The organism is Paraburkholderia elongata, assembly GCF_013177735.1.
GTDB lineage: Bacteria > Pseudomonadota > Gammaproteobacteria > Burkholderiales > Burkholderiaceae > Paraburkholderia > Paraburkholderia elongata.
In genome coordinates, this window is the sequence record NZ_WOEZ01000018.1 from 46,870 (window position 1) to 71,176 (window position 24,307).

At 61.3% G+C, this 24,307-nt stretch carries 16 protein-coding genes; 5 read left to right on the forward strand and 11 right to left on the reverse strand.

What is annotated here, in order from left to right; genetic code table 11:
• Positions 1-58 precede the first annotated feature (58 nt).
• From GNZ13_RS03125 to GNZ13_RS03145, 5 genes are all read right to left on the reverse strand, one after another.
• Positions 59-1,411, reverse strand: a complete 1,353-nt coding sequence (locus GNZ13_RS03125; RefSeq protein ID WP_172160409.1) for an MFS transporter — start codon at positions 1,409-1,411, stop codon at positions 59-61.
• 110 nt (positions 1,412-1,521) lie between these two features.
• Positions 1,522-2,859, reverse strand: a complete 1,338-nt coding sequence (gene fahA, locus GNZ13_RS03130; RefSeq protein ID WP_172160560.1) for a fumarylacetoacetase — start codon at positions 2,857-2,859, stop codon at positions 1,522-1,524.
• Positions 2,849-4,084: a CaiB/BaiF CoA transferase family protein gene (locus GNZ13_RS03135; protein ID WP_172160411.1), complete on the reverse strand. Its 1,236-nt coding sequence runs from the start codon at positions 4,082-4,084 to the stop codon at positions 2,849-2,851. Before GNZ13_RS03135 ends, fahA begins: the two co-directional genes overlap by 11 nt.
• 2 nt (positions 4,085-4,086) lie before the next feature.
• On the reverse strand, positions 4,087-4,851 hold the full coding sequence (locus GNZ13_RS03140) for an enoyl-CoA hydratase/isomerase family protein (RefSeq protein ID WP_172160413.1): 765 nt from the start codon (positions 4,849-4,851) through the stop codon (positions 4,087-4,089).
• A 468-nt stretch (positions 4,852-5,319) separates the two neighbouring features.
• Entirely contained in the window at positions 5,320-6,399 is a 1,080-nt protein-coding gene (locus GNZ13_RS03145; RefSeq protein ID WP_172160415.1) for a porin, read from the reverse strand.
• A 527-nt stretch (positions 6,400-6,926) separates the two neighbouring features.
• On the opposite strand from GNZ13_RS03145, the gene GNZ13_RS03150 reads away from it, so the two are divergent.
• Both GNZ13_RS03150 and GNZ13_RS03155 read left to right on the forward strand, forming a co-directional pair.
• Positions 6,927-7,760, forward strand: a complete 834-nt coding sequence (locus GNZ13_RS03150; protein WP_172160416.1) for a polysaccharide deacetylase family protein — start codon at positions 6,927-6,929, stop codon at positions 7,758-7,760.
• Positions 7,761-7,823: 63 nt separating this feature from the next.
• Positions 7,824-8,411: a VOC family protein gene (locus tag GNZ13_RS03155; protein ID WP_172160418.1), complete on the forward strand. Its 588-nt coding sequence runs from the start codon at positions 7,824-7,826 to the stop codon at positions 8,409-8,411.
• A gap of 215 nt (positions 8,412-8,626) precedes the next feature.
• On the opposite strand, the gene GNZ13_RS03160 is transcribed toward GNZ13_RS03155, so the two are convergent.
• Positions 8,627-9,229 (reverse strand): isochorismatase family cysteine hydrolase, encoded by a 603-nt coding sequence (locus GNZ13_RS03160; protein WP_172160562.1) that lies wholly within the window; start codon positions 9,227-9,229, stop codon positions 8,627-8,629.
• Between the two features lie 264 nt (positions 9,230-9,493).
• On the opposite strand from GNZ13_RS03160, the gene GNZ13_RS03165 reads away from it, so the two are divergent.
• Entirely contained in the window at positions 9,494-9,877 is a 384-nt protein-coding gene (locus tag GNZ13_RS03165) for a nuclear transport factor 2 family protein (RefSeq protein WP_172160419.1), read from the forward strand.
• 243 nt (positions 9,878-10,120) lie between these two features.
• Here the strand turns inward: GNZ13_RS03165 and GNZ13_RS03170 are convergent, their stop codons facing one another.
• The 3 genes from GNZ13_RS03170 to GNZ13_RS03180 form a co-directional block, all read right to left on the reverse strand.
• On the reverse strand, positions 10,121-11,155 hold the full coding sequence (locus tag GNZ13_RS03170; protein WP_236001783.1) for a polyamine ABC transporter substrate-binding protein: 1,035 nt from the start codon (positions 11,153-11,155) through the stop codon (positions 10,121-10,123).
• Between the two features lie 153 nt (positions 11,156-11,308).
• The gene (gene aguA, locus GNZ13_RS03175) at positions 11,309-12,415 is read right to left on the reverse strand and encodes an agmatine deiminase (RefSeq protein WP_172160420.1); all 1,107 of its coding nucleotides are present in this window, start codon (positions 12,413-12,415) and stop codon (positions 11,309-11,311) included.
• Positions 12,416-12,502: 87 nt separating this feature from the next.
• Complete coding sequence (locus tag GNZ13_RS03180) at positions 12,503-13,423, reverse strand: LysR substrate-binding domain-containing protein (RefSeq protein WP_172160421.1); 921 nt, start codon at positions 13,421-13,423, stop codon at positions 12,503-12,505.
• Positions 13,424-13,665: 242 nt separating this feature from the next.
• Here GNZ13_RS03180 and GNZ13_RS03185 point away from each other — a divergent pair, with 242 nt between their 5' ends.
• Positions 13,666-15,270, forward strand: coding sequence for a methyl-accepting chemotaxis protein (locus GNZ13_RS03185; protein WP_172160422.1), 1,605 nt, complete (start codon positions 13,666-13,668; stop codon positions 15,268-15,270).
• Positions 15,271-15,363: 93 nt separating this feature from the next.
• Positions 15,364-15,498, forward strand: coding sequence for an entericidin A/B family lipoprotein (locus tag GNZ13_RS03190; RefSeq protein WP_172160423.1), 135 nt, complete (start codon positions 15,364-15,366; stop codon positions 15,496-15,498).
• A gap of 50 nt (positions 15,499-15,548) precedes the next feature.
• Here GNZ13_RS03190 and GNZ13_RS03195 read toward each other — a convergent pair whose 3' ends face one another.
• Together GNZ13_RS03195 and GNZ13_RS53415 are read right to left on the reverse strand one after the other, a co-directional pair.
• Positions 15,549-24,155: a GH36-type glycosyl hydrolase domain-containing protein gene (locus GNZ13_RS03195; RefSeq protein WP_172160424.1), complete on the reverse strand. Its 8,607-nt coding sequence runs from the start codon at positions 24,153-24,155 to the stop codon at positions 15,549-15,551.
• The gene (locus tag GNZ13_RS53415) at positions 24,152-24,280 is read right to left on the reverse strand and encodes a hypothetical protein (RefSeq protein WP_268959127.1); all 129 of its coding nucleotides are present in this window, start codon (positions 24,278-24,280) and stop codon (positions 24,152-24,154) included. Before GNZ13_RS53415 ends, GNZ13_RS03195 begins: the two co-directional genes overlap by 4 nt.
• Between the last annotated feature and the right edge of the window lie 27 nt (positions 24,281-24,307).

Sequence of the window (24,307 nt, forward strand, 5' to 3'; positions counted from 1 at the left end):
GCTAAAGTCACGCACAAGGATCAGTTCTCCACCCGGTAGTTCCCGCGCGGCGGCGGCATCAGTACTCACTAGAAAGGGGATGCGGATCTCTGCGGGAAGCAAGTGGCAAGACCACGATAAGCATGACCGCCGCCAATGCTTGCACGCACGCCGCAGTGACAAAGCCGCTGGTATAGGTGCCGGTAGCTTGCCGCACGTACCCGGTGAGCCATGGTGTCAGAAAACCTGCGAGGTTCGCCACTGAGCTGATGAAGGCTACCCCGACCGCTGCCGCGTTGGCCTTGAGGTACCGCATGGGAATCTGCCAGAACAGGGAGATGCCGGCACCTGTGCCTGCGAGTGCGAAGGCGAGTGTCGTAAAGGTGGCGGTGCGGCTACTGTGCCAGACCAGTACTAGCAGAATCAGGCTTGCGACGCTCACGACAGAGGCAATCGAACAGTGGTAGCGGACGTCGCCATGACGGCTTGCGTACGTACAGAATGCGATGTTGCCGATAGCACCAAGAATACAGATTGCCGCGATAGCGTTGCCGATCGCGGTGTAGCCACCGAATCCCGCATCCCGCAGAATGGTCGGAATGAAGAAGCTCAGTGCCGTATTGGCGGTGAGGATGCAGAAATAGGCGGCGAGAAGCACCCAGACGACGGGATTGGCAAGCAGTGGCCGCTGAGGGTTCACTTCCACAGAAGAGCGCTTCTGGTCGCGAGCGAGGTCGGCCTGGATGAGCCGCCGTTCTTCAGGGGACAGCCAGGAAGCCGTCGCGGGTCCATCGGAGAGGACAAACAGCACGAGGCAGCCCAACAGCAGCGTGGGGAGCGCCTGCACCAGAAACATCCATCGCCATCCCGGGAGGGACAACAAGCCGCTCATATGTTGCAGCACCAAGCCGCCGGTCAGGCCGACGACTACGGTCGAACAGATGGCAGCGGAATGGAAAATGCTGAAGTTGCGGGTTCTCCGCTTCGTTGGAAACCATTGGTTCAGATACAGAATGACACCCGGATAGAATCCCGCTTCGAACGCGCCTAGCAGGAACCGCAGAAGGTAGAAAAGAGGTGCGCTACGGACGAACATCATTGCGACGCTGGTGAGCCCCCAGCCGATGGCAATCACGGAAATGGTTCGCCTTGCGCCGACTCTTTGCTGAACCATCGTGCTGGGTATGCCGAACACGACGTAACCGAGGAAGAACAGTCCCGCACCGAAGCCGTAAACGGTTTCGCTGAAGTGCAGATCGGACAGCATCTGTAACTTGGCAAATGCGACATTGGCGCGATCGACCCACGCGAGCAGCCATAGCAGGAAAAGAATCGGAATGATTCTCCATTCCGAAGCCGAATAGGCACGTCGCAGTGTTATCTCGGACGCGTCGCTCAAGGCGTTCGTATCAGCGTCATAGAGCGAGTTCATGAAGTGTCTCCTTGGTGACATGCCCGGATCTGGTCGCCCAGTGTCATGACAGTTTCAGGGCGGGGACGGGCGGTGTCACCCGTGCTCCCGCGACGGCGCAACAATAGAATCTACGAAACCGCTCGCGCGGGCGTGACTTCTCCGCGGTTCTCTCCGAAGCCGATGCGCGTAAATCCAGGTCGCTCGCACCAGCCCTTCATGAGAACCGTATCGCCGTCCTCCAGAAAGCTGCGCGCTTCGCCGTTGCCCAGTGCGACGGGTGTCTTTCCCGCGGCGGTAAGCTCGATCAATGCGCCGGCTTCAGCGGCCGTTGGTCCGGAGATCGTGCCGCTGCCCAGCAAATCACCGCTATTCAGGTTGCAACCGCCAACGGTGTGATGCGCAACCATCTGCGCAACGGTCCAGTACTGATGGCGGAAGCTCGTGCGCGACAGACGCGTAGCGGGGGCGTCATTTGTACGTTGCCGCTCGGACTCCAGCCATACCTCGAGATGGATGTCGATGCTGCCTTCGCTCCGGTTGGCAGGCGCGTCGAGATAGGCCAACGGTTGAGGCTCGTCGGCAGGCCGCTCCCATGCGTGACGGAACGGCGCGAGAGCGTCCATGGTGACGATCCACGGAGAGATCGTGGTGGCGAAATTCTTCGCGAGAAACGGCCCCAATGGCGTCGATTCCCACATCTGTATGTCGCGCGCGGACCAGTCGTTCAGCAGGCAAAGGCCGAACACGTGCTGTTCGGCATGCGTCACGGGAATCGGCTCACCTTGCGGGTTGCCAACGCCGATGAAGATGCCCAGTTCGAGCTCATAGTCCAACCGTGCGCACGCAGAAACATCGGGCATGCTGCGCCCCGCAGCAAGGCGTTGTCCAAGCGGCCGCCTGACCTGCTGACCCGATGTCCCGATGCTCGAGACACGTCCGTGATAGGCGATCGGCATCCACTGAAAGTTTGGCGACAGTGCGGCGTCGGGACGCAGCAGCTTGACGATGTTGCGGGCATGGTCGATCGACGTATAGAAATCGGTGTAATCGCCGATGCGGGCGGGCAAACTGTATTCGACCAGAGCCTGCGGGACGAGACACCGACGCAGCACGTCGGTATCGGGCATCGTCGAAGCGTTTCCCGTCGGCGCTTCAAAAAGAGCGAAGATGGCTTGCCTCAGGATTCGCCATGCATCCGGGCCCATGGCGAAAAATTCGTTGAGCGCAGGTTGCGTGCACGCGATGGCCGCCTGCATGGCGAGACCATTGAGGCAGCGTTCGCGAAGCAGGGCGGCGAGGTCGATGACCTGGTCTCCCAGCGCGATGCCTGCGCGAAACTCCTCTGCATATCCCTTGCGGCGAAATATCGCGTAGGGAAGGTTCTGCAACGGAAAGTCACCGTGGGGCAGATTGGCGGATGCAAGCCAACTTTTGACAGCCGCATCGTGCGTGCGATCAAGGTTCATCGAATTCACCCCGCAGACTCCGGCGGCTGAGCAGCACACGGCGTTGGCGCAGTTCCTCGATCAAAGCCGGATCGACGTTGCGCTCCGCGAGCAGTTCGACGTTGTGTTCGCCCTGAAAAGCAGGGATGCCCGGCGGCGGCAAGGTCGCGCTACTGAAGCGCCATGGCACACCCGGCATGCGCATCGTGCCTCCCGAACGATCGTCCACGTGGACAATGGCTCCCCAGTCCTGTGCCCATTCAGATTCCGCGAGATCATTCGTGCTGCGGACCACACCGACAGCGAGACCCGCTTCGCTCACCTGCCACTGGAGTTCTTCCAGGTCGGTGAACGTGAGTATCCACGCGCGGACTTCGCTCAGCAGGGCGGCGAGGTTCTGGCGGCGCAGAGGCGCCGTCGCAAAGCGCGGGTCGAGCAGCAGATCGGTTCGACGCATCATGGAGCAGAAGCGGACGAACATCGGCGAGTAAATGGGACTGGCGGCGATGGTCAACTGGCGTCCGTCAGGAAGCCTGAAGATATGGGACTCAGGTGCGCTCAGCGCCGGCGGCTCGCCCTGCGTGTCGATTCCCGAAAGCTGCGCGCCAGCGCGCTCATTGACCGCGAGCATGGTCGCGGCCATCGCGACATCGACGTGCTGTCCCTCTCCGGTGCGGCTGCGATGCTGGATCGCGGCGAGCACCGCAATTGCGGCATGCAGGCCGGTGTAGACGTCCGCATGGCTGCAGGCATCGTTCTTGAGTTCAGAGAGCGAGTCGCCGTAGTGCTGCTGCAGAATGTCGGTAAGGCCGGTTTCCGCCTGCACCGTCGGGGCAAACGCGGGCCGGTTGCGCCAGGGCCCGGTCTGTCCGTAACCGCTGATGGAAACGTAGACGACGCCCGGATTAAACTCGCGAACCTGTTCGTAGCCAAGGCCGAAGCGGGTGAGCGTGCCGGGGCGGAAATTCTCAACGATGACGTCTGCGTCGCGGCACATGTCAGTCGCGATTTCGCGTGCCTCAGGCCAGTTCAGATCGAGACTGAGGTTGCGCTTACCTGCATTCTGCTGCGCATAGTAAACCGACATCCCGTCTATGTGAGGCACGCCTCCGCGACCCGAGTCGCCGCCGGGCGGTTCGATCTTTGTCACGTCGGCGCCCAGATCGCGCAGTGTTTTGGTACAAAGCGGGCCCGCGAGTACGCGTGTGAAGTCGATAACTTTCAGCCCGTTGAGTGGCGAGTTCATGGTCAGTTCCCCTCGAATACTGCGGAGCCGGGACCGGTCTTCGCGAAGGCTTGCAGACCGCGCTTCTGGTCGGCGCTTGCCCACATTGTGTTGTTCACCTCGGTCTGCTGTGCATCGGCGCCTTCGATGCCACGGCGCGCCGAAAGATTCGCCAGTTTCTTGATACCGCCCAGGGCGACCGTGGGGCCGGCCGCAAGCTGGCGGGCCCATGACATTGATACGTTCGGCAATTCGGCCTCAGCCGTGACGAGGTTGACGACGCCCCATCGCTCGAGCGCTGCGGGATCGTGGCGCCGGCCGAACATCGCCATTTCCTTGGCGCGCGCCACACCCACCCGCTGCACGACTCGCTGGACACCACCGAGTAGCGGCAACAGGCCCAGAGATGCTTCTGCCATGCCGAAGAAAGCCGTGTCGGCCGCCACGATCATGTCGCAGGTCAATGCCAGTTCGAAGCCGCCACCCAGCGCGCCGCCATGCACGGCCGCTACAACAGGGATGCGGACGTTCTCGAGGGAATCAAGCAGCGCCTCGAGGTTAGCCTGATCGCGGCGCCGGCCGCCCGATGCGAAAGCCGTCACATCCGCGCCCGCGCAGAAGTGGCGCATGCCGCTACGCAGGAGAATCGACCGGCACCCTTCCTCGACGGCTCTGCCGTACGAGGCGAGCAGTTCCTGCATAAAGATATCGTCGATCAGGTTGTGCGGCGGCTTTGCCAAAGTGACGACGCCGACGGCGCCGTCTTTTTCAAAGAGAACGATGCTCATGTCCTATCCTGCGTGTTAGTCCGGCGAGTTGCCGGATGAATTGTTTACCGAGACAGCAAAAAACATAGGAATGCGAAATACAAACGGCTTATCGTCCCGGAAAAAGCGAGAATGATCGGGGTGTTGGACGAATGCCCGTTTGGCTGCGTTGGTTTTCCGTCCGTCAACGATCTGGATTTCGCACCCCGCGACTCCTCTGCGCTAAAGCAGCTCGTGGCGGGTGCCATGCGAGTTCATGGCAGTAATGCTAACACTGATAACTTCAATTCAAATCAGGGTTTTCCCAGGTGCCTGGCTTGACCGCTGTCCGATGAGCATGTGCGTCGGCATATCGAACCTGGCGAGTCGCTACTTCTTCCCACTGGGTTCATCCGATCGGGTTTCAACTTGAATCTCCCTGAGAGTGGCGATTGTGCGGCCAGACGGGTGGCCTTCGATATTGGGTGCGCTGCCATGGGAGGCGCACAGCTAGAACGAATGCCGGATGCCTACTGTGGCCCCCATCGTCGTGCCGTGCGTGCCGAATAGCGCGCCGTTGACGGAAAGGCCCGTGTTCATCCCGCCGTGATTATTAGCGGAGGCGACCTGCGCATAGAACGTGGTCCTCTTCGAAAGGAAATAGCTCGCCCCCAGCGCGGCCAGAAGCGAATGATTGGCGGTGTTGTTGCGGTCGCTGGTCACCCACACGCCGCCGTCGAGATCGAGTGTCGGCGTCACGTACCAGGCCAGGCCGCCGCCGTAGACGTTGTTGTTGAAAGAGCCGGCGACCCTGTAGTTGACGAACGATGCCTTTGCCGTAAGCGAGCCGAACTTGAGCGCGGCGCCAATCGTGCGGCCTTCGGCTGAGAGGTTGGACGGGGTTGGCGTCGGGTTTGCGCTGCCGCTGTTGCCGTCGAAGATTGCCGCATTGATCATCAGGCCGGCGTATTCGTATTTGACGCTGGCGGAATACTGGCGACCCGCCTGAAAATTACCGGGGTTTCCGCCGAACGAGTACAAAAGGCTGGCCTGCAGACCCCATAGCTCTGGGCTCGTGTAAGACACCGAACTCGCGCTAAAAATACTCGTGCCAAGAAAATTGTCGACGAGATTGACGCCGCCGCTGCCGAAAAAGGACATGTGACGCGGGTCGGACGCGTATAGGGCGAGGAAGAACGGCGAGAACTGAAGGCCGGCCTTCACTTCGCCGTATTGACTATCCAGTGAAACCCACGCTTCACAACCGAAGAGATTGCCGTTGCAGTGAGCGAGTTCCCCGTTAGCGATGCTGAAGCCGCTTTCGAGCTTGAATTTCGCCTTCAGTCCGCCGCCGAGATCTTCGGTCCCCAGGATCCCAAAATGCGAATACGACGAACCGCCGTCGATCATCGAAAACTGCTTTCCGGCGTTGCCACCCGTGGTGGCGTTGAGCGTTTTGTTTGTATAAAGCAGACCACCGTCAATCAGGCCGAACAGCGTGACATTGCTTTGCGCGTGGGCCGAACCACAGATAAGCAGCCCTGCCGCGCAACCGGCGAGGTGCAATGCGCACCTCGATCTTTGCAACATTGGTATCTCCTCAGGCGACGTCGCCAATGTGATGGTTCCGCAACACAGCGTCTGGGAACTGGATTGAAGTCTCGCGAATATAATGGACTCCTGATTATCGTGATGAATTCATTGCAAATCGTTGCTGTTGACTACCACCGGTCTGTCGGTTTTCGCTCTTGTAGTTTCGCCGCGAACGCTACTACGTGATTCTTGACGTTACGTCGGTGGTCCGCGAAAGGTCTTGCCACCGATCGAGTTCCGCACGCATTGCTTCAAGCTTGGCGGGCGATCACCTCCGTCGGGTCGAGGTGCAAGGGCAGCATAGTCAGTTATGCACACGTGTTCAACGCGGGGTAAACCTGGGGGCAGATTTTGTATGGCTTCGACCAGCTGTATCGCATGTTGTATTGGCTATGTGCGCGTAACACGAGGTAAACCCTAAATTGCACACGTGTGCCTCATGTCCTAAGCTGGAGATGTCAAAAGTAGCCGTCCGGTCGTTGACTGGACTGGCGCAGAACCAATCGACGTTACCGGCAGGGCAAATGAACGAAACCGAACGTGAAGCGTGGTTGCCGCGAGGCAAGCGGGTCTCGGTGTGTGTCACTCTGGATAACCTGGGTGAGGCGTGCGACATCAACATGGGCCGCTGGCCGGTCAACGCTCCCATCGGGCAACACTACACGGCTACGCGGGTGTTGCCGCGCGTGCTGACCGAACTCGATGGCGTGCCGTTCACGTACTTCATCGAAGCGGTAAACGTCTGCCGATACCCCGAGCAACTGCGAGCGTTGCGCGACGCCGATCACGAAGTCGCGCTGCATAGCTGGGGTCATGAAAACTGGGGGCGCCTCTCGATGGACGAACGGCGCTCGAATCTCGCGAAGAGTGTTGCGGCGTTCCGGTCGATTGGCGTGGAGGTCACCGGTTTTCGGCCGCCCGGTGGTGCGATGGATGCTGGCTCGTTCGAACTGCTGCGAGAGAGCGGCTTCACCTACTGCTCGCCGGTCTCCGACGACCGCCGCGTCCGCACGGAGCACGGCCTGACCGTCCTGCCGTTTGCCTGGCGGCACGTCGACGCTTACCTGATCGACCCCGATCTGGCAGCGTTTCGAATGTCAAACGGTGACCCCAGTGCCCCTGCGAACGCGGTCGAATGGTCGAGTGTAGTGAACGGCGCCGTCGACGAGGCGCTGCGCGACGGCCTGCATCTCACCGTGATCTTCCACCCCTATGTTTTCGGCGCGAATGAGAGTCTGTGGGAAATCTTCACCGCGTTCGTGCGCAGGCTGAGGGCGCGCGACGACGTATGGTTCGCTTCCTGCCGCGAGGTTGCAGAGCGTCGAAGTTGCATTGGCGCTGCATCACCGCCCGCGTGATCCGCCGGTTCGATTTGAGTTAACCCCGAGGGTCGTTTCTAACCTTATTGAAGGAGACCGAGTATGTCCCATCATGATGAAAATGTTTTCGCAGCGGTAGGCGATTCCGCAGTCGATCTCCAGCAAAAGCAGCGCGCGATCGAGCGCCGCGCCAGAAGCCGCGTGCGCGGACTTAATCACCATGCCTATTACTCCGCCGATGCGGCCACGACGCGCCATTTCTACGAAGACATTCTCGAAATGCCGATGACCATCGCGCTACGCATTCCGGAAGAGGTGTTCACTGGCAGGGCCGCCCCGTATTGCCACTTTTTCTTCGAAATGGGCGATGGCAGCAGCATCGCGTTCTTCGACTATCCGGACGTCTTCGACGGCAAGCCGCCATTCGAGGTGTCGACCGTCTATCACCACCACATCGCCATCAACGTAGATTCCGACGAATCGATCGAGTACTTCCGCCAGAGGCTCGAGAAGGAAGGCTACCCGTCCACGTTCGTCGATCACGGCGCATTCCATTCCCTCTATGTGCGTGATCCAAACGGAATGAATCTGGAGCTGTGCTATTCGCCGCCCGAAACAGAGGATTTCTTCCTGCGCGCAGAAAGAGTGGCGCGCGACGAACTGGACAAGTGGGCCGCGAAGCGAGGTTAGTACTGGCAGAAATGGCTTCGCGGTCCGGGCGCACGAGGCGCTTGCGGACTGCCATAGCAACCGCGCCAATACATTGGCCATGGGCAAATGAAATTCACTGCGGCGCCTGAATGAATGCGCGCTCAAACGCCCCCGATAGGGGGCCGTCGAGCCGCGCAGGGTCAGCGTGGGCATGACAGAGATTTTGGTGTGAGCTGTCAAAATGCCAGCACATGCTAGGCAAGCAACAACAAGGCATCAGTGAGCGAGAGCACCGTCGTGCGCGAATCGAACGCGGTTGAAAAAAGATGATCGTGCACGATCTGATCCGGGTCGTAGCAGCAATCCTTGACCGTGAATAAACGGAAGTCCGCATCGCTCGCGTACGCAACCGACGACAGCACGACACCGGTCGACGCTATGCCGACCATGAGCAGCGTATCGATACCCTGTGCGGAAAGCCGCGACTGCAGCTCGGTACTAAAGAACACGCTAGCACGATGCGCGATGATGAGCGGTTCAGTGGCCTGCTGGCCGAGCTCCGGCGCGATCTTGTCGTCGACGAAGAGACCAAGTTGCTTGATTCCCTGCCCGTTCCTGTTCAAAGGATTGACTTCCGGATAGCCCGGACTAAAGTGGATCTTGGCGAAATAGACGTTAACACTTTTGGCCCGTGCAGCATCACACAGCTTGCGCGTATTGGCGAGCAAAGTGGGCGCGACCGATGGAAATAACCCCAGTATGTCAGTCTGATAATGCATGACCACCAGAGCGGTTTGCGCTGGAACGATCGCTGGAATCTGCATGTTCACGCTTTGCGCCGCGGCGGCGCTTCCCATGCCCTGTTGATGATCTGCCGGATCGACGGCCCCACATTCAATGCGTGGCGACATAAGGGCTACGCTATAAAGAGAGATGCCCGACTCTACCATGACCATCATGAAGCGAACGTCCAAGGAACGAAGCATGGTGGCCTTAGCCGATTCAGCCAACGACGAGTCAGACTTCCGCCACTTACCAACGGGCTGTTGTGCGCTCCCGAGACCCGTCGCTAGCGCCCTGTTATTCTTTTGCTAAATGTGAACGGTATCCGGAGGCACTCCATGCAGAAAGAAAAAATACTTGAAGCTCTGAATGCGCACTGGCAGGCGTCGGCGGCCGGCGATCTCGACGCAGAACACGACATTTACGATGACGATGCCATCTGTGACTATCCCCAATCAGGTGAACGAATCCTCGGGCGAATAAATTTGCAGGCACTGCGGAGTCATCATCCAGATAAGCCATCAGGTTTCGATGTTAGGCGAATTCAGGGAGAAGGTAATCTCTGGATCACCGAATACACCATCACCTATAACGGGCGAGCAGCGTACACGGTAAGCATTATGGAGCTCTGCAACGGCAAAGTTGTTCACGAGACCCAGTATTTTTCGGATCCCTTCCAGGCGCCGGATTGGCGGAGTCGATGGGTTCGGAAGACCATGTGACGCGCCGTTGGGGCGTGATAGGGCCGATAGAACGACTATCCCTCGCAGAGCCGGCGAGGGGCGGGCCGAGTACGGAGACGAGTCATGTCCAAACCTTGGACCTCGCGAAGCTCGCCGCATGCTCCCCACTTCCGTGGTCAGCTTATGTGCGACTGTTAACGTATCCGGCGACTAGGCTCAAAACTGAGCCTAGTTGTGGTCCAAAGGCCCTTTGCCGGAGAATTTCCGGGAAGCAGAGCGCGGCTATATGCCCGACTTCAACTTGGCCCAGAGACGATGTTCCAGACGGATGATCTCAACGGGCAATGGCTTGAGCGGGAACAAGGTTTTCATCACCGACTCGGGAGGATAGATGGTCGGGTCGTTCGCAAGCTCCGGCTTCACATATTTCCTCGCAGCGAGATTTGCGGTTGGATAGAAAACCTTGTTGGTGATCTCGGCATTGATCTCGGGTTTCTCGATGAAATTGATCCACGCTAGGGCGGCCTCTGGATTGGGCGCATCCTTGGGTATGACCATCACGTCAAAGCCTACAGGTGCCCCGCTCTTAGGAATGACATAACCAATCTCGTAACTCTTGTGTGCTTCGAGCGCGCGATGCTTGGCGATGTTTACATCGCCAGAGTAGCCCAACGCGAGGCAGACGTCGTTGTTGGCCAGGTCGCTTATGTAGCCGGACGAGTTGAATTGGGTGATGTAGGGGCGAATCTGTTTGAGTACCTCGAACGCGGCCTGATAGTCTGCGGGATTCGTGCTGCTAGGGTCTTTGTGAAGATAGTGCAACACCTCGGGAAGCACGTCGGTGGGTTCGTCGAGCACCGAAACCCCGCAATGCTTCAGCTTGGCCAGATTTTTGGGGTCGAACAGCAAGCCCCAGTTGTCGAGTTCGGCGTCGTTGCCGAGCGCAGCCTTCACCGCCGTGACGTTGATGCCAAGACCGATCGTCACCCAGGCCCATGGAATGCCGTACTGGGCGCCTGGGTCAGTGCTTTGCACCATCGCCATGACTGACTTGTCCAGATTGACGAGGTTAGGCAACCTGGACTTGTCGAGCTTCTGATAGATGCCGGCGTCGATTTGCTTTGCCAGAAAATTGGCGGATGGCACGACGATGTCGTAACCGGTGCCGCCGGCCAGCAGTTTTGTTTGCAGGGTGTCGTTGCTATCGTAGACGTCGTACTTCACCTTGATGCCGGTTTCCGTCTCGAAGTTTTCGATTGTTTTATCCCCGATGTAATCGGACCAGTTGTAGACGTTGAGGACCTGACCGGCGCCCATGGCGATGCTGCTGGTGCCCAGCAGACAACAAACTATGGCTCTGAATAACGGGATATTCATGACTCTCTCCCAATGATGAGGGCTTGCTCTGTGGACCTTCCGGTTGTCGATCAAGCTCGCGCAGCTTGATTGAAATGCTGCATACGTCTCTCCTCAACGTGTTTGTGCGGCGTATTGCGGTGACGTGATACAGGCAATATTTCCGCCGCCGAGCAGGATCTCGCGGGTATTGGGAATGCCGATGATCCGATGCCGCGGGAACACGTCGGCCAGCATCCGCTGCGCAGGCAGGTCGTTGGCGTCGCCAAACTCGGGCACCACGACGACGCCGTTGCCTACGTAGTAGTTGATATATGACGCGCAGATCCGGGTGCCCGCCACACGCGCCATCGCCGCGTCGCCATGATCGAGACCGGCAGCTTCTTCTGCAGTCCAAACGAGTGTTTCGGGCGCAAGGATTTTATGAATTTTCAGCGAGCGCCCCTTCGCATCGGTGGTGCTGCTCAGGATGGCGTAGGCCTCCCGGTAAATCTCGTATTGAGGGTCGCTGGGGTCGTCCGTCCACTGCATCACCACCTCGCCCGGACGCGAAAAGCAGGCTAGATCGTCGATATGGCCGTCGGTCTCGTCGAATTTGCACCCGCGCGGCAGCCAGATGGCTTTGCGCGCCCCCAGGTAATCGAGGAGGTGCTGGGTCACGGCTTCCTTGCCCAGATGGGCGTTGCGGTTGAGATTGAGCAGACACTGCTCGGTGGTGAGGACAGTACCTTCGCCGTCGCATTGGATCCCGCCCATCTCGGCGATGATCGGTGCCCGGTAACGGTCGGTGCGTTCGGCTTCCAGAATCTTCCCGGCGATTTGGTCGTCCATGTCCCACGGAAAGTAGAGGCCGCCGTTCAATCCGCCATAGGCATTGAACCGGAAATCGACGCCACGGACCTCGCCATGATCATTAAGCAGCCATGCTGGGCCGCTGTCGCGAAACCATGAGTCGTTCACAGTCATTTCCAGCACGCGGATATGCGGCGGCAACATAGCCCGCGCGTTCGCATATTGGCGCGACGACGCACAGATGGTGACAGGATCACTCTCGGCAATCGCGGTAGCGATATCCACCCACACCTTCTGCGCCGGCTTGCCACCGTTGCGCCAGACGTCGGGCCGTTCCGGCCAGCCGAGCCAGCAGCCAGCCTTAGGTTCGAATTCGCCGGGGCATCGAAAGCCGTCGTTGCGGGGAAGTGTGGTGAGAGTACGTGCCATGTAGTCGCTCCATTGGTTGGGGGCGTGCCGGCAGGGGGCCGGCATTCATGGCTTATCCTAGGTTGAATTTTTTTTGCTAACTAATGATCAATTCTCTGCAATCGGTGAATTGATTTCACATAAATATTGGGCGAGCCCGGCAAACTGCATGAACGCCGCGAGCCGGGCCTCATTCCGTTTGCGTCGTTCGGCAACCAGGTAGTAGTTGCCGGGCGAAGGAACCGAAACGGCGAATGGGCGAATCAGCCGGCCGCTTTTCAGCTCGTCGCCCGCGGTTAGCGTATCCGCCAGGCAGACCCCGACCTTCTGCAGCGCCGCCTCGATGGCGATGCCGGAATGGGCGAAGTGCAGGTTGCGCGCGGGAGCCGGCAACGCGGCGGCATGGGTGCCGAGCCACGTGGCCCAGGTTTTCCCGTCCTGGTCATCATGCAGCAGACAAAAGCGCACGAGATCCGCCGGAATCTGCAAGCTGTCCTCGCCCTCAATCAGACTCGGGTGACATACCGGGAAGAATTCAATGGCGCGAAACGGCACGGCCCAGTAGCGGGCCCAATCGGTGTCGCCCATCGAATAGAGGATGGTGATGTCCGCACCCGGGTTGATCTCGTTCGAATCGCTATCGTGAACCAGGAGATGGACGGTCAGACCTGGGTAGCGTTGAGAGAATTCGCCGATCACCCGTGGAAAAAAGCGATGCGCCAATTCGGCCGGTGCCGAGATTTTCAGGGAACCGCGCATGCCCGGGTGGGCAGCGTCGCTGCACGCTTCGGCCATCATGTCGAGCGCCTGCTGTACCGAGTGCAGCAACCGCAGGCCAGCGTCGGTCAAGTGAACCTGGCGTCCCTGCTTTTCAAACAGTGTGACTTTGAGCACCTCTTCCAACGAGCGCACCTGATGACTGATGGCGCTATGAGTCACGCACAGCTCGTCAGCTGCTCTGCCGAAATGACGATGTCGCGCTGCGGCCTCAAAGGTCCTAAGCGCGCTGAGTGGAGGCAGTTTCCGCATAGATCGGTATCGAATGAATTCGTTGTGGCAGCGATTGATCGCGCGTTGCTACGACTCGAGGCCGGTCACAACGATCCTTCGCTTCCTGGTTGCGGAGTTTATCTGCTGCAAATTTAAAAAAAACAGTTATTTCAACTACGACTACTGCACTAGGATAGCCGCGAACAGAACAATAATCCGGCCGGCGTAGCGCACTAAAGGACATCAATCGGCGCGCGGCCTCTTGAGACAAAGACTCTCCCATGGCTCAAATCAACGTTTCCACCCGACTCGCACTCGGTTTCGGTACCGTACTGATGCTGCTCGTGACCACTTCCTTAATGGGCATGGCCGGCGTTGCCAGCATTCGCGGCAAACTCGACGACATCGTTCAGGTACACGACGCCGAAACGGGATTCGCGACGAACCTGCGCGGTGCGGTCAACGGCATCGCCATCTCGATCCGCAACATGGCGCTGCTGACCGACGAAAAGGAAGTGGCAAACGAGCAAGCGTCCATCAAGCGGCAGGAGGCGGTTTATGCCGAGAATTATCAGGCGTTGGGGCGCATGTTCAGCGCGTCGCCGCTGACGACCGGCGACGAGCGCCGTCTCCTCGCCCAGCTCAAGCATGAAGAAGCGGCAACCTTGCCGCTGGTCGAGAAGGAAGCGCTTAACTGGGAGCTGGCGAACGATCAGGACGCGGCGGTCAAGGTGCTCGTCAACGAAGTGCGTCCGAAGCAGGTTGCCTGGCTGACGACCCTCGACGAACTGCTCGCGCTTGAACAAACCCGCAGCCATGATGCAGCGAACGATGCCGCAGCGACCTATGCAACGCTGCAGGCGGTGACCACGGGCGCGGTAATAGTCGCCTTGCTGATTGGCCTCACCGCAGCGGTGCTGATCACGCGCAGCATACTCAGGCAGCTCGGCGCGGACCCGGCCGAGGCACAGCGCCTTGCCAGCGAGATCGCCGGCGGGAATCTCGCGGTGACGGTCAAACTGGGCAAGGGCGACGCGCATAGCCTGATGGCGTCGCTCGAGGCGATGCGTCTGCAATTGATGTCCATGGTCACGCAGATTAAGACCTCGGCCGAATCGATCGCTGTACACGCCGGGGAGATCGCCGACGGCAACGCCGATCTTTCGAAGCGCACCGAGGAACAGGCGGCGTCATTGCAACAGACGGCCGCCAGCATGGCGGAATTGACCTCCACCGTCAGGCAGAACACCGAGGACGCGATGCAGGCCAGCACGATCGCGAACGCGGCTTCCGACACCGCTGTCCAGGGCGGGCAGGTCGTCGAGCGGGTGGTTACGACCATGCAGGACATATCTGCGAGTTCGTCGAAGGTCACTGAGATCATCAGCGTGATCGAAGGCATCGCGTTTCAGACCAATATTCTGGCACTCAACGCTGCCGTCGAGGCGGCTCGCGCAGGCGCGCAAGGGCGCGGCTTCGCAGTGGTAGCGAGTGAAGTGCACACGCTCGCGCAGCGCAGCGCGGATGCGGCCAAGGAGATCAAGGTGCTGATCGGGCAGTCGGCCGATCATGTTGACGCCGGCTCGCACCTGGTGGCCGATGCGGGTGCCACGATCGAGCAGGTCGTGCGATCGGTGCACCAACTGAGTGACTTCGTGAGCAAGATCGCGCTCGCATCGACCACGCAAAGGACGGGTATCGAGCACGTCAATCAGGCGGTTGCAGAAATGGAAAAAGTCACGCAGCACAATTCGGTGCTTGTTGAGCAGGTTACGGCGGGTGCGCAGACCATGGCTGGACGGGCGAGCGCGTTGCGGGAGTCTGTCGCCGTCTTTACGGTTGGTGATCAGCGGGGCACGCATGTCGCTGCTGGAGCGATGGGATGACGGGTAACGCCACGTTTTCCGAACAGGCAGCACCGACGGCAAAATCGTCTAAAATTAAACTGGTCCGATCCTGTTTTGAACAAGGGGAAGATAATGATTCGATTGATTGTATGGATGCTGATTGCTGGTACCGCAGTTCTCGCCGGCTGCAACACGATGGCGGGCGCAGGTCAGGACATTTCGAAGGGAGGCCAGGCGATCAAGAATGAGGCACAGGAACCCAAGTGAGCCGCCTGGGATTGGCATGCCGCTCGAGGTGATGACCGATGCGTGATTCGTCACGCGACCTGCGCGCCCGAGTTCACGTCTTCACTCACGCCGCAGCAAAGCGAAATCAGGAGCTTATGCGACCCGCCATCAAGCGGCACGCGCACCCGTTCATCACCACATTCGAGGCTCGCGCCGTCGAGCACCACACGCATCGCACCGCCCTCGTCAGCGGATTCGACGCGAACCTCATACTGCGTCGAATGCATCGTCACTGTTGCTTCAAACCCCGGCCACGTGTCCGGAATACAGGGATCGACCACTAAAAAATCCCCCTCGCGGCAAATCCCAAGAATGCCCTCGACACCCGCCCGGTACATCCAGCCAGCGGATCCCGTGTACCAGGTCCAGCCACCCCGCCCGGCGTGCGGCGCCACGGAATAGACATCGGCGGCAACGACATAGGGCTCGACCTTGTAGCGGTCGACTTCTATCGGTGTGCGCGCATGATTGACCGGATTAAGCAGTGAAAACAGCGCGGCGGCCTTGTTGCCATCGCCCATTTTCGTCAACGCGAGGATCGCCCACATCGCCGCGTGGCTATACTGCCCGCCGTTTTCACGTAGCCCCGGCGGATAGCCCTTGATATAGCCGGGATCGTGCGACGTTTTATCGAACGGCGGCGTGAACAGCAAAGCAAGCCCGTCGTCGCGACGGATAAGGTGCTTTTCCAGCGACATCATTGCCAGCGCCGCGCGCGCTGGATCTGCCGCGCCTGATAGCACAGCCCACGACTGTGCGATCGAATCGATCTGACACTCGTCGCTTTGCGAAGAGCCAAGCCACGTGCCGTCGTCAAAAGTCGCGCGGCGATACCACTCGCCGTCCCACGCATCGCGCTCCAGCGCCTCGCGCACCGACGCCGCATGAGCGCGCCAGCGCGCAGCGCGCCCAACTGAAACCAGATCGCGCGATTCAGCCAGGGGGGCGAACAGCTCAATAGTCCGCAATAGCAGCCAGCCGAGCCAAACGCTTTCTCCCTTGCCGCCCGCGCCGACGCGATTCATCCCGTCGTTCCAGTCACCCGTGCCGATCAGAGGCAAGCCATGCTCGCCGGTCAGTTCGATGCATTGATCCAGGCCGCGCGCGCAATGTTCGAACAGTGACGCTGATTCGTCTGCGACCATCGGCTGGAAAAATGCATCGTGCTCGCCGTGCCGCAGTGACGGTCCATCGAGGAACGGCACGATCTCATCGAGAATCGCGACGTCGCCCGCGCAGCCGATGTACGTCGCCGTCGCGAACGCGAGCCACACTCGGTCATCGGAAATCCGCGTGCGCACACCTTGCCCCGACTGGGGCAACCACCAATGCTGGAAATCGCCTTCGACGAACTGCCGCGCCGCGGCGCGCAGCAAATGCCGCCGTGTCTCGTCCGGCTGCGCATGGGTCAGCGCCATGCCGTCCTGCAATTGGTCACGGAACCCGTATGCACCGCTCGCCTGATAGAACGCCGAGCGCGCCCAGGTACGGCACGCGAGAGTCTGATACAGCAGCCAGCCGTTTAGCATCAGGTCCATCGCGCGGTCGGGGGTCTTCACCTGGACAGTACCGAGTACCTTCTGCCAGTGGCTCGTCACTTCGGCGAGGACAGCGTCGAGATCGGCCTTGCGATAGTGCTCGATCAACGCGCGTACCGCTTCGACAGACGCGCACTGCCCGACGAACGACACCACCTCGACGATCTCGTCCACGCCTAGCTCAATCATGCCCTGCAACGCCGCGCATGGATCGAGGCCCGCGCCGGTCGCGCCAGACAGCGGCGCGTTGCCGGTCAGCGCGGCGGGTGCCGCAGTCCGGCCGTTGCGGCCGAGAAATTCGGTGCGATCCGCCGTCCACGCGGTCTGCTGGCCACCCAGGTCGGCGAACGCCACGCGCCCCGCGAACTCCATGTTCCACGGATTGCGCGCCAGCATCGCGCCGGTAGTGGAGTCGATTTCCGTCACGATGAAGGGTCCCGATGCACTGCGCGATGTGCCAAGCACCCATTCCATCCACGTCGTCACGGACAGACGGCGCGGCATACCGGACAGATTGCGCAACGTCAGCCGGGAAATCTTCACCGGGTCGGCGAGCGGCACGTATTGCAGCAAGTCGAGCGCGATGCCATTCGCCTCGTGTTCGAAGCGGCTGTAGCCATGCCCGTGACGCGCGATATACGTCCCGCTATCGCGGACCTGCAGCGCGGTGGCGCCCCATACATCGCCAGTGACTTCGTCGCGCACATAGATGGCTTCGCCGGCGGGGTCTTCGACCGGATCGTTCGACCACGGCGTGAGTTGATTCTCACGGCTGTTTTCGGCCCACGTGTAGCCGCTGCCTTCCGCCGCGACCTGAAAGCCGAAGCCGGGGTTCGCGATCACATTGATCCACGGCGCGGGCGTCGTCGCGCTTGCGACGAGCACAGTCACGTATTCCTGGCCGTTTTTATCGAAACCGCCCAGGCCGTTGAAGAACTCGAGCTTCGACGGAACAGACGGAAGCTCGCGAGGCAGACGAGGCGGCGCGGGCCATGGCGACGACATCGGCGGCTTCTGCCGACGCAGCGCCGACGGCTGGCCTTGCGACTGCGGCAACCGGGCGAGCTGGTCGGCGATTGAACCGCGACGCGCGAGCAACGCGACACGCGCGATCGATTGCAGCAGCGCACGCGCCTCCACGCTCATCAAATCGGCGCGCAGCGTAAAGACCGCCCCTTGCGCGAGTTCTTCGCCGAAACGCGGCCGCGACTGGCTGCTGCGCACGGCGGTTTCGATCGCACCCTGCAATTCCTGGATATACGACGAAGCGCGTTCGTTGATGATGACGAGATCGACGCTCAACCGCTTCATCCGCCAGTACTCGTGTGCCCTCAATAACTGCCGGACTTGCGCGATGTCTTCGGCGTCGTCGATACGCAGCAGCACGATCGGCAGGTCGCCGGAAATCGCGTGTGGCCAGAGTCCCGACTGCACGCCGGCCCCGCGAATGATCGCGTCCGACGGTGCCCTGAAACGCTGATCGGCGTAGATAATCGGCGCGGCGAGGCGTTGAAAATCCGCCGCCTCTTCGGCTTCGACGTCGAGATGGCGCAACTGCACCTGAGCCTGCGTCCAGGCTAGCGTCTTGGCGCGATCGAACGCGTTGCGGTCATGGTGTTGGTCGACCAGATCGAGCAGCAGCGCTCGCGACTCGGCCACTACTGTCCAGAACGTCACGCGTGCGACCTTGCCCGGTGGCACCAGCACGCGATACCTGAGCGCAAAGACCGGATCGAGTACGGTCCCGGCGGTGTTGGTCAGCGGCTGATCGTTGAAGATCGCCGCCGCCGTGCCCGCGTTGCGCCCACGCCCCAGAAAGCGCGCGCGATCCGATTCGTATTGCGGATCGGCGACGATCTCGCCGTCGACAACCGCGAAATGCGCAGCCCACAACTGCTTTTCGTCATGCGAACGCGGACGGCGCGTCGCCACCAGCGCGCCAAATTCTGCGAGGTGCTCGGTCTGGACAAACATCCGCGAAAAGGCCGGATGCGCATTGTCGGCGGCGGGCGTCGCGAGCACGATTTCCGCGTAGGAAGTCAGTTCAATCTCGCGCGCGCGGCGTCCGCTATTCGCCAACGACACGCGGCGCACTTCGCTGTCTGCTTCGCCGGAAACCAGCACATCCATCGTCGTTGTCAACGAGCCATCGCGGCGAATGAATTCCGCATGGTCCTCGCCGAACACAACCTCTTCGTACTCGGCTTCGCTGCCCACCGGCTGTGCGCCTGCCGACCACACGTGGCCGCTCTGCGTATCGCGCAGGAAGATAAAGGAGCCCCAGTCGTCGCGGGTTGCGTCTTCGCGCCAGCGCGTCACCGCAATATCGCGCCAACGGCTGTAACCGCCGCCGGTCGCAGTCAGCATGACCGCGTAGCGTCCGTTCGACAACAGGTGTGTCACCGGCGCTGCGCCAGCCACAGCTGACGCGGCGAGGCGCCGTACGGTCGGTGGCACAACGCCGGCGACGGCTGCTGACGTGTTCACTTCCTCGGCACGGGGGTGCGCCACGGCGACATTGCGCGGCATGCGTTCCTGCAACAGCAGTTCGCACGCCTGGATCATGGGTTCGCGATGGAAACGCGCACGCATCTGCGCGTCAAGCAACGTGTTCGCGATCGACACGATCGTCATGCCCTGGTGATGCGCCATGAAATTGCGCACGATCGCCACATCCTCGTTGTCCGGTAGCCGCGAGCGGGTGAAATCGAGTGCTTCGTAGAAACCATAGCGACCCAGCGCGCCCAGCGCGGCGAGTTGTGCGTAGTTCTCTCGCGCGGCCTGCGGGTCGACCATCGCGGCTAGCCCCGTCGCATACGGCGCGATCACGCGGTTCTCTGAAAGCCCGCGCTTGAGGCCGAGACCGGGCACGCCGAAATTCGAATACTGGTAGGTGAATTCGATGTCGCGCGCGTTGTACGCCGACTCCGAAATGCCCCACGGAATACCAAGCGAACGTCCATACGAGGCTTGCCGTTCCACCACCAGGCGGCTCGTCTGCTCGAGCAGGCTGCCGACCGGCGCGCGCATCACCAGCGACGGCATCAGGTATTCGAACATCGACCCCGACCACGAGATCAGCGCCGAGCCGTTGCCGACCGGCGTCGCGGCGCGACCGAGGCGGAACCAGTGGCGTGTCGTCACGTCACCTTTCGCGATGGCGAACAGGCTCGCGAGGCGCGCTTCGGACGCCAGCAGGTCGTAGCAGTTCAAGTCGAGGCTGTTGTCGGATTGCGAATAGCCGATCGATAGCAGCTTGCGTTCCGGATCGAGCAGGAACGCGAAGTCCATGTCGAGCGCCATCGCTCGCGAGGTATCGGCGAGCGACTTCAAGCGTGCCTGCAGAAGATCCGATGCCTCGGCCAGTTGTTGCCGGTCGCGGGCATGTTCGACGACGCTTTTGCTCAACGCGTCGATCCAGAACATCAGGTCGGCAGAACTGTCGTCGCCGCTGGCGGGCACGAGTTCACGCGTCGCCTTTGCGGCCTTTTCCGTCAGCCGCGTGAGCGACGGCGACAGCGCTTCGAGCGTCTGCGGGCCGCGCAACTGCGTGCTGATCTGTTCGAGGATCGCAACCAGCTGCCTGCCACGTTCACCGCCTGCGGCGGGCAGCGCGTCGATGGCTTCGCGTGCAAGTTGCAGGTGGTCCATCATTCCGGGTCGCGCAGCCGGCGCGAGCAACCCATGCGGCCACTCTTCGCACGCGTTGGCGAGGACGATCAGATGACCGGCAAGATTGCCGCTATCGACCGACGAAACATACGCCGGCGCCAGCACCTGGAGATCGAGCGTCCCGTACCAGTTATAGAAATGCCCCTTGAAACGCGCGAGCTTGTGCATCGAAGCGAACGCCGCTTCAAGCCGTTCGACAGTTTCCGTCGTCCCCGCCCAGCCAAAATCGCGTGCGGCAATCGCCGACAGCAGATAGAGCCCAAGGTTGGTCGGCGAGGTGCGGTGCGCGACGACCGGTTTCGGATCTTCCTGGAAGTTGTCGGGCGGCAGCATGTTTTCTGCTGGCGTAACGAAGGTCTCGAAGAAACGCCACGTGCGTCGCGCGACGAGGCGAAGGCTGCGCGCGTCCAGGTCCGCCATCGCGAAACGCCGCGCGACGGTCGGCGAACGGCTCGACCACAGCGCGAGCGCCGGCCCGGCGAGCCATAACAACGCAAACGGCAGCACGAGCGGCCAGTGCGACGGAGCGAACGCGATCGCACCAGCCGGCAGCACGAGGCCGAGCGCGACACTGCCTCTCATTTGCCGATAAAAGCCGCGCAGATCGAGACGAGGGCTGCCCTTCGACTGCGCAGCGGTCGTCCATTCGAGCAGCCGGCGATGTGTCACGAACAACCGCAGCAGCGTCCGGACGATCGCATCGCCCATGCGCCACGCCTGGTCAGCGAGGAACGCGGCCGACAGAAAAGTTTGCAAGGCCGCGAGCCGCACGTCGGCGGCCAGCACGTCCAGGTGGTTACGCAGATGGACGCCGCTGCGGCGCGGCAGGATCGCGAAAAGCGTCGGCAGGAAAGCGGGAATCGCGAGCGCGCCTAGCACCAGCAGCGCGCCGGCCATCCCGGCGCGGATCGGCATCAGCCAGCATAGGCCGAGCGCGGCGACCATGAAGGGGGCGAGCAGCGAACGGCGCAAATTGTCGAGCATCTTGAAGCGGCCGATTGACGGCATCGCATGTCGGTCGCGGCCGCGATGGCCGACGATCCACGGCAGCAATTGCCAGTCGCCACGCGTCCAGCGATGCTGCCGCTTGCCAATCACGTCGTAACGCGACGGCACTTCCTCGACCACCTCGACATCCGACGCCAGTCCGGCGCGCGCAAAAATCCCTTCGAACAGATCGTGACTGAGCAGCGCGTTTTCCGGCACGCGTCCATGCAAAGCCGCTTCAAAGGCATCGACGTCGTAGATGCCCTTGCCGGTATACGACCCTTCTCCGAACAGGTCCTGATAGACATCGGACACGGCCGCCGCATACGGGTCCATGCCGCCGGGGCCGGAGAAGACGCGCTGATGCAGCGACCCTTCCTGGCCGACGGGGAGCGACGGTGTGACACGCGGCTGCAGAATCGCGTATCCGTTGACGACGCGTTGTTCGGCATCGCTGAATGTCGGCCGGTTCAGCGGATGCGCCATCTTGCCGATCAGCCGCGACGCGGCATCTCGTGGCAGACGCGTATCGGCGTCGAGTGTGATGACGTAACGCACGTCGGACGGCACCTGCGGCGCACGGCCGGCGATCGACACGAAAGTCGTATCGGTCGCGCCGCGCAGCAGCCGGTTGAGTTCATGCAACTTGCCGCGCTTGCGTTCCCAGCCCATCCATTTGTTCTCGCTCGCGTTGAACACGCGGCGGCGGTGTAGCAGCAGGAAACGGCTGCCGCTCGGGCCTGGCTCGTAACGGCGGTTCAGTGCGTCGATGGCGTCGGCGGCCACGGCGAGCAGATGCGCATCGCCGGCCAGCACTTCCTGATCCGCATCGAGCCCGTCCGCCAGCAACGCAAAGGACAGGTCGCCACCGGCTCCGGCGAGGTGATGCACCTCAAGACGTTCGACCTGCTCGCGCAAATCGGCAACGCTCGTCAGGAGGGTCGGCACGGCAACCAGCGTGCGCAACGACGACGGCACGCCGGCAGTCAGTTCGAGACCCGGCAGCGTGATCGCGCCGAAACTCCATGTCACCGCGCGATTGACGAGCGCAGTCGCGATCTCAGTGACGGGCAGGAGTCCGCATACGGCAAACAGCGCGAGTACCCCGGCTTCGAGACCGCGCGGCGCCAATGCCCACATTGCCCACAACGCCAGCGCCATTAACGTCATGGCGATTGTCAGGATCGTGCCGACGTAGCCACCGATGCCGAGGCGGACGTTGAACCGCGTGATCCGCAGACGCGCCGGCGGACGAAATTCGATCGCCTGCTCGAGTGCGCGCCGGCCTTCGGCGATCAGGTGATAGCCGGGGTCGCCGGCGCGTTCCGCATGTGCGGCATCGCCCGCTTCCAGTACCGCCGCCTGCGCCGATTCCAGCGCCAGCCCGGCGACTTCGAGTTCGGTGAAGGATGAGCCGCGCGCCAGTTGCTCGATCGCGCTGCGATACAGATTGCGCGTCGGAAAATCCATCGTGGCAAAGCGGCTGCCCGCGCGCAACCGGGCGTCGACGAGACTCACTTCCTCGAACAACTCCGCCCAGTCGATATCGGAAATCAACCGCATGCTGGTGATCACATTGCGCACGGTGACGTTCGACGCGCCCTGGCGCTGCTGCGCATGCTGCACGACTTCATCGATGGAGGCGCCCTGAAGCTTGAGCCGCTCTTCCAGCCAGCCAAGTGCCGGCGTGGTACGCGGATCCTGGTCACGCAGCCGTTTAACGAGCTGTGCGGCGAACAGCTCCGACAACCGGCCTGATGAGCGCGTGGAAATGTCCGCTTCGAGCGCCGAGCGGGCGCTGCCCGATTCGAGCAGACGGTCGGTGAGTGCATCGGCGTCGGCGCGTGCGCTGCGGCCTGCGGTGATCTGGTCAGTCAGGCGTCGCAGGTTCTCGATCAGCACGATGCGCAACGTGATCGCCACGGCCCACAATTCGCCGATCGTGAGCGGCTGAACCCGCTGATACGCGCTGATGAAACGCCGCAGGATTTGCGGGTCGAAGTGACTGTCGGTGTGCGCCACGAACGCCCACGCGAGACCAAATACGCGCGGATAGCCGGCGAACGGGCCAGCGGCAAGCTTGGGCAACTGACGGTAGTAGCCAGGCGGCAAGTCGTCGCGAATCTCGCGGATCTGCTCCTCGACGAGGTGATAGTTGTCGAGCAGCCATTCCGCGGCGGGTACCACGCCCCGGCCGCTCTCCAGTTCTTCGGCGCTCGCACGGTAGGCCGCGAGCAGGACAGCGGCATTGTCGTTCAGTCTCGTGTGCAGCGATAAAACGGCGGGCGGTGTCTTCGTTACCGGTTGCGCGGCAGCGAGGCTCTCCGCGTGTTGCTCGAGCCGTTCGACGCCGAACAGCTCCTCGCGCACCGGCGCGATGTCAGTCCACGGCGGCGACGGCGAGCGATGTCTCGCGACATATCGAAGGATCGCGTTCACAGGCGCACTTCCTGCGACGTCGGTGAGTTCGGTGAGGTGGACTGGTCGCTCTGGCGTGTCACGTTAGCGGCGCGCGCATCGTTCGCCATCGTTGTATCGGCGAACAGCTCATAGAGTTGGGACATGATCGGATCTTCCTTCGAGGAGGCCGC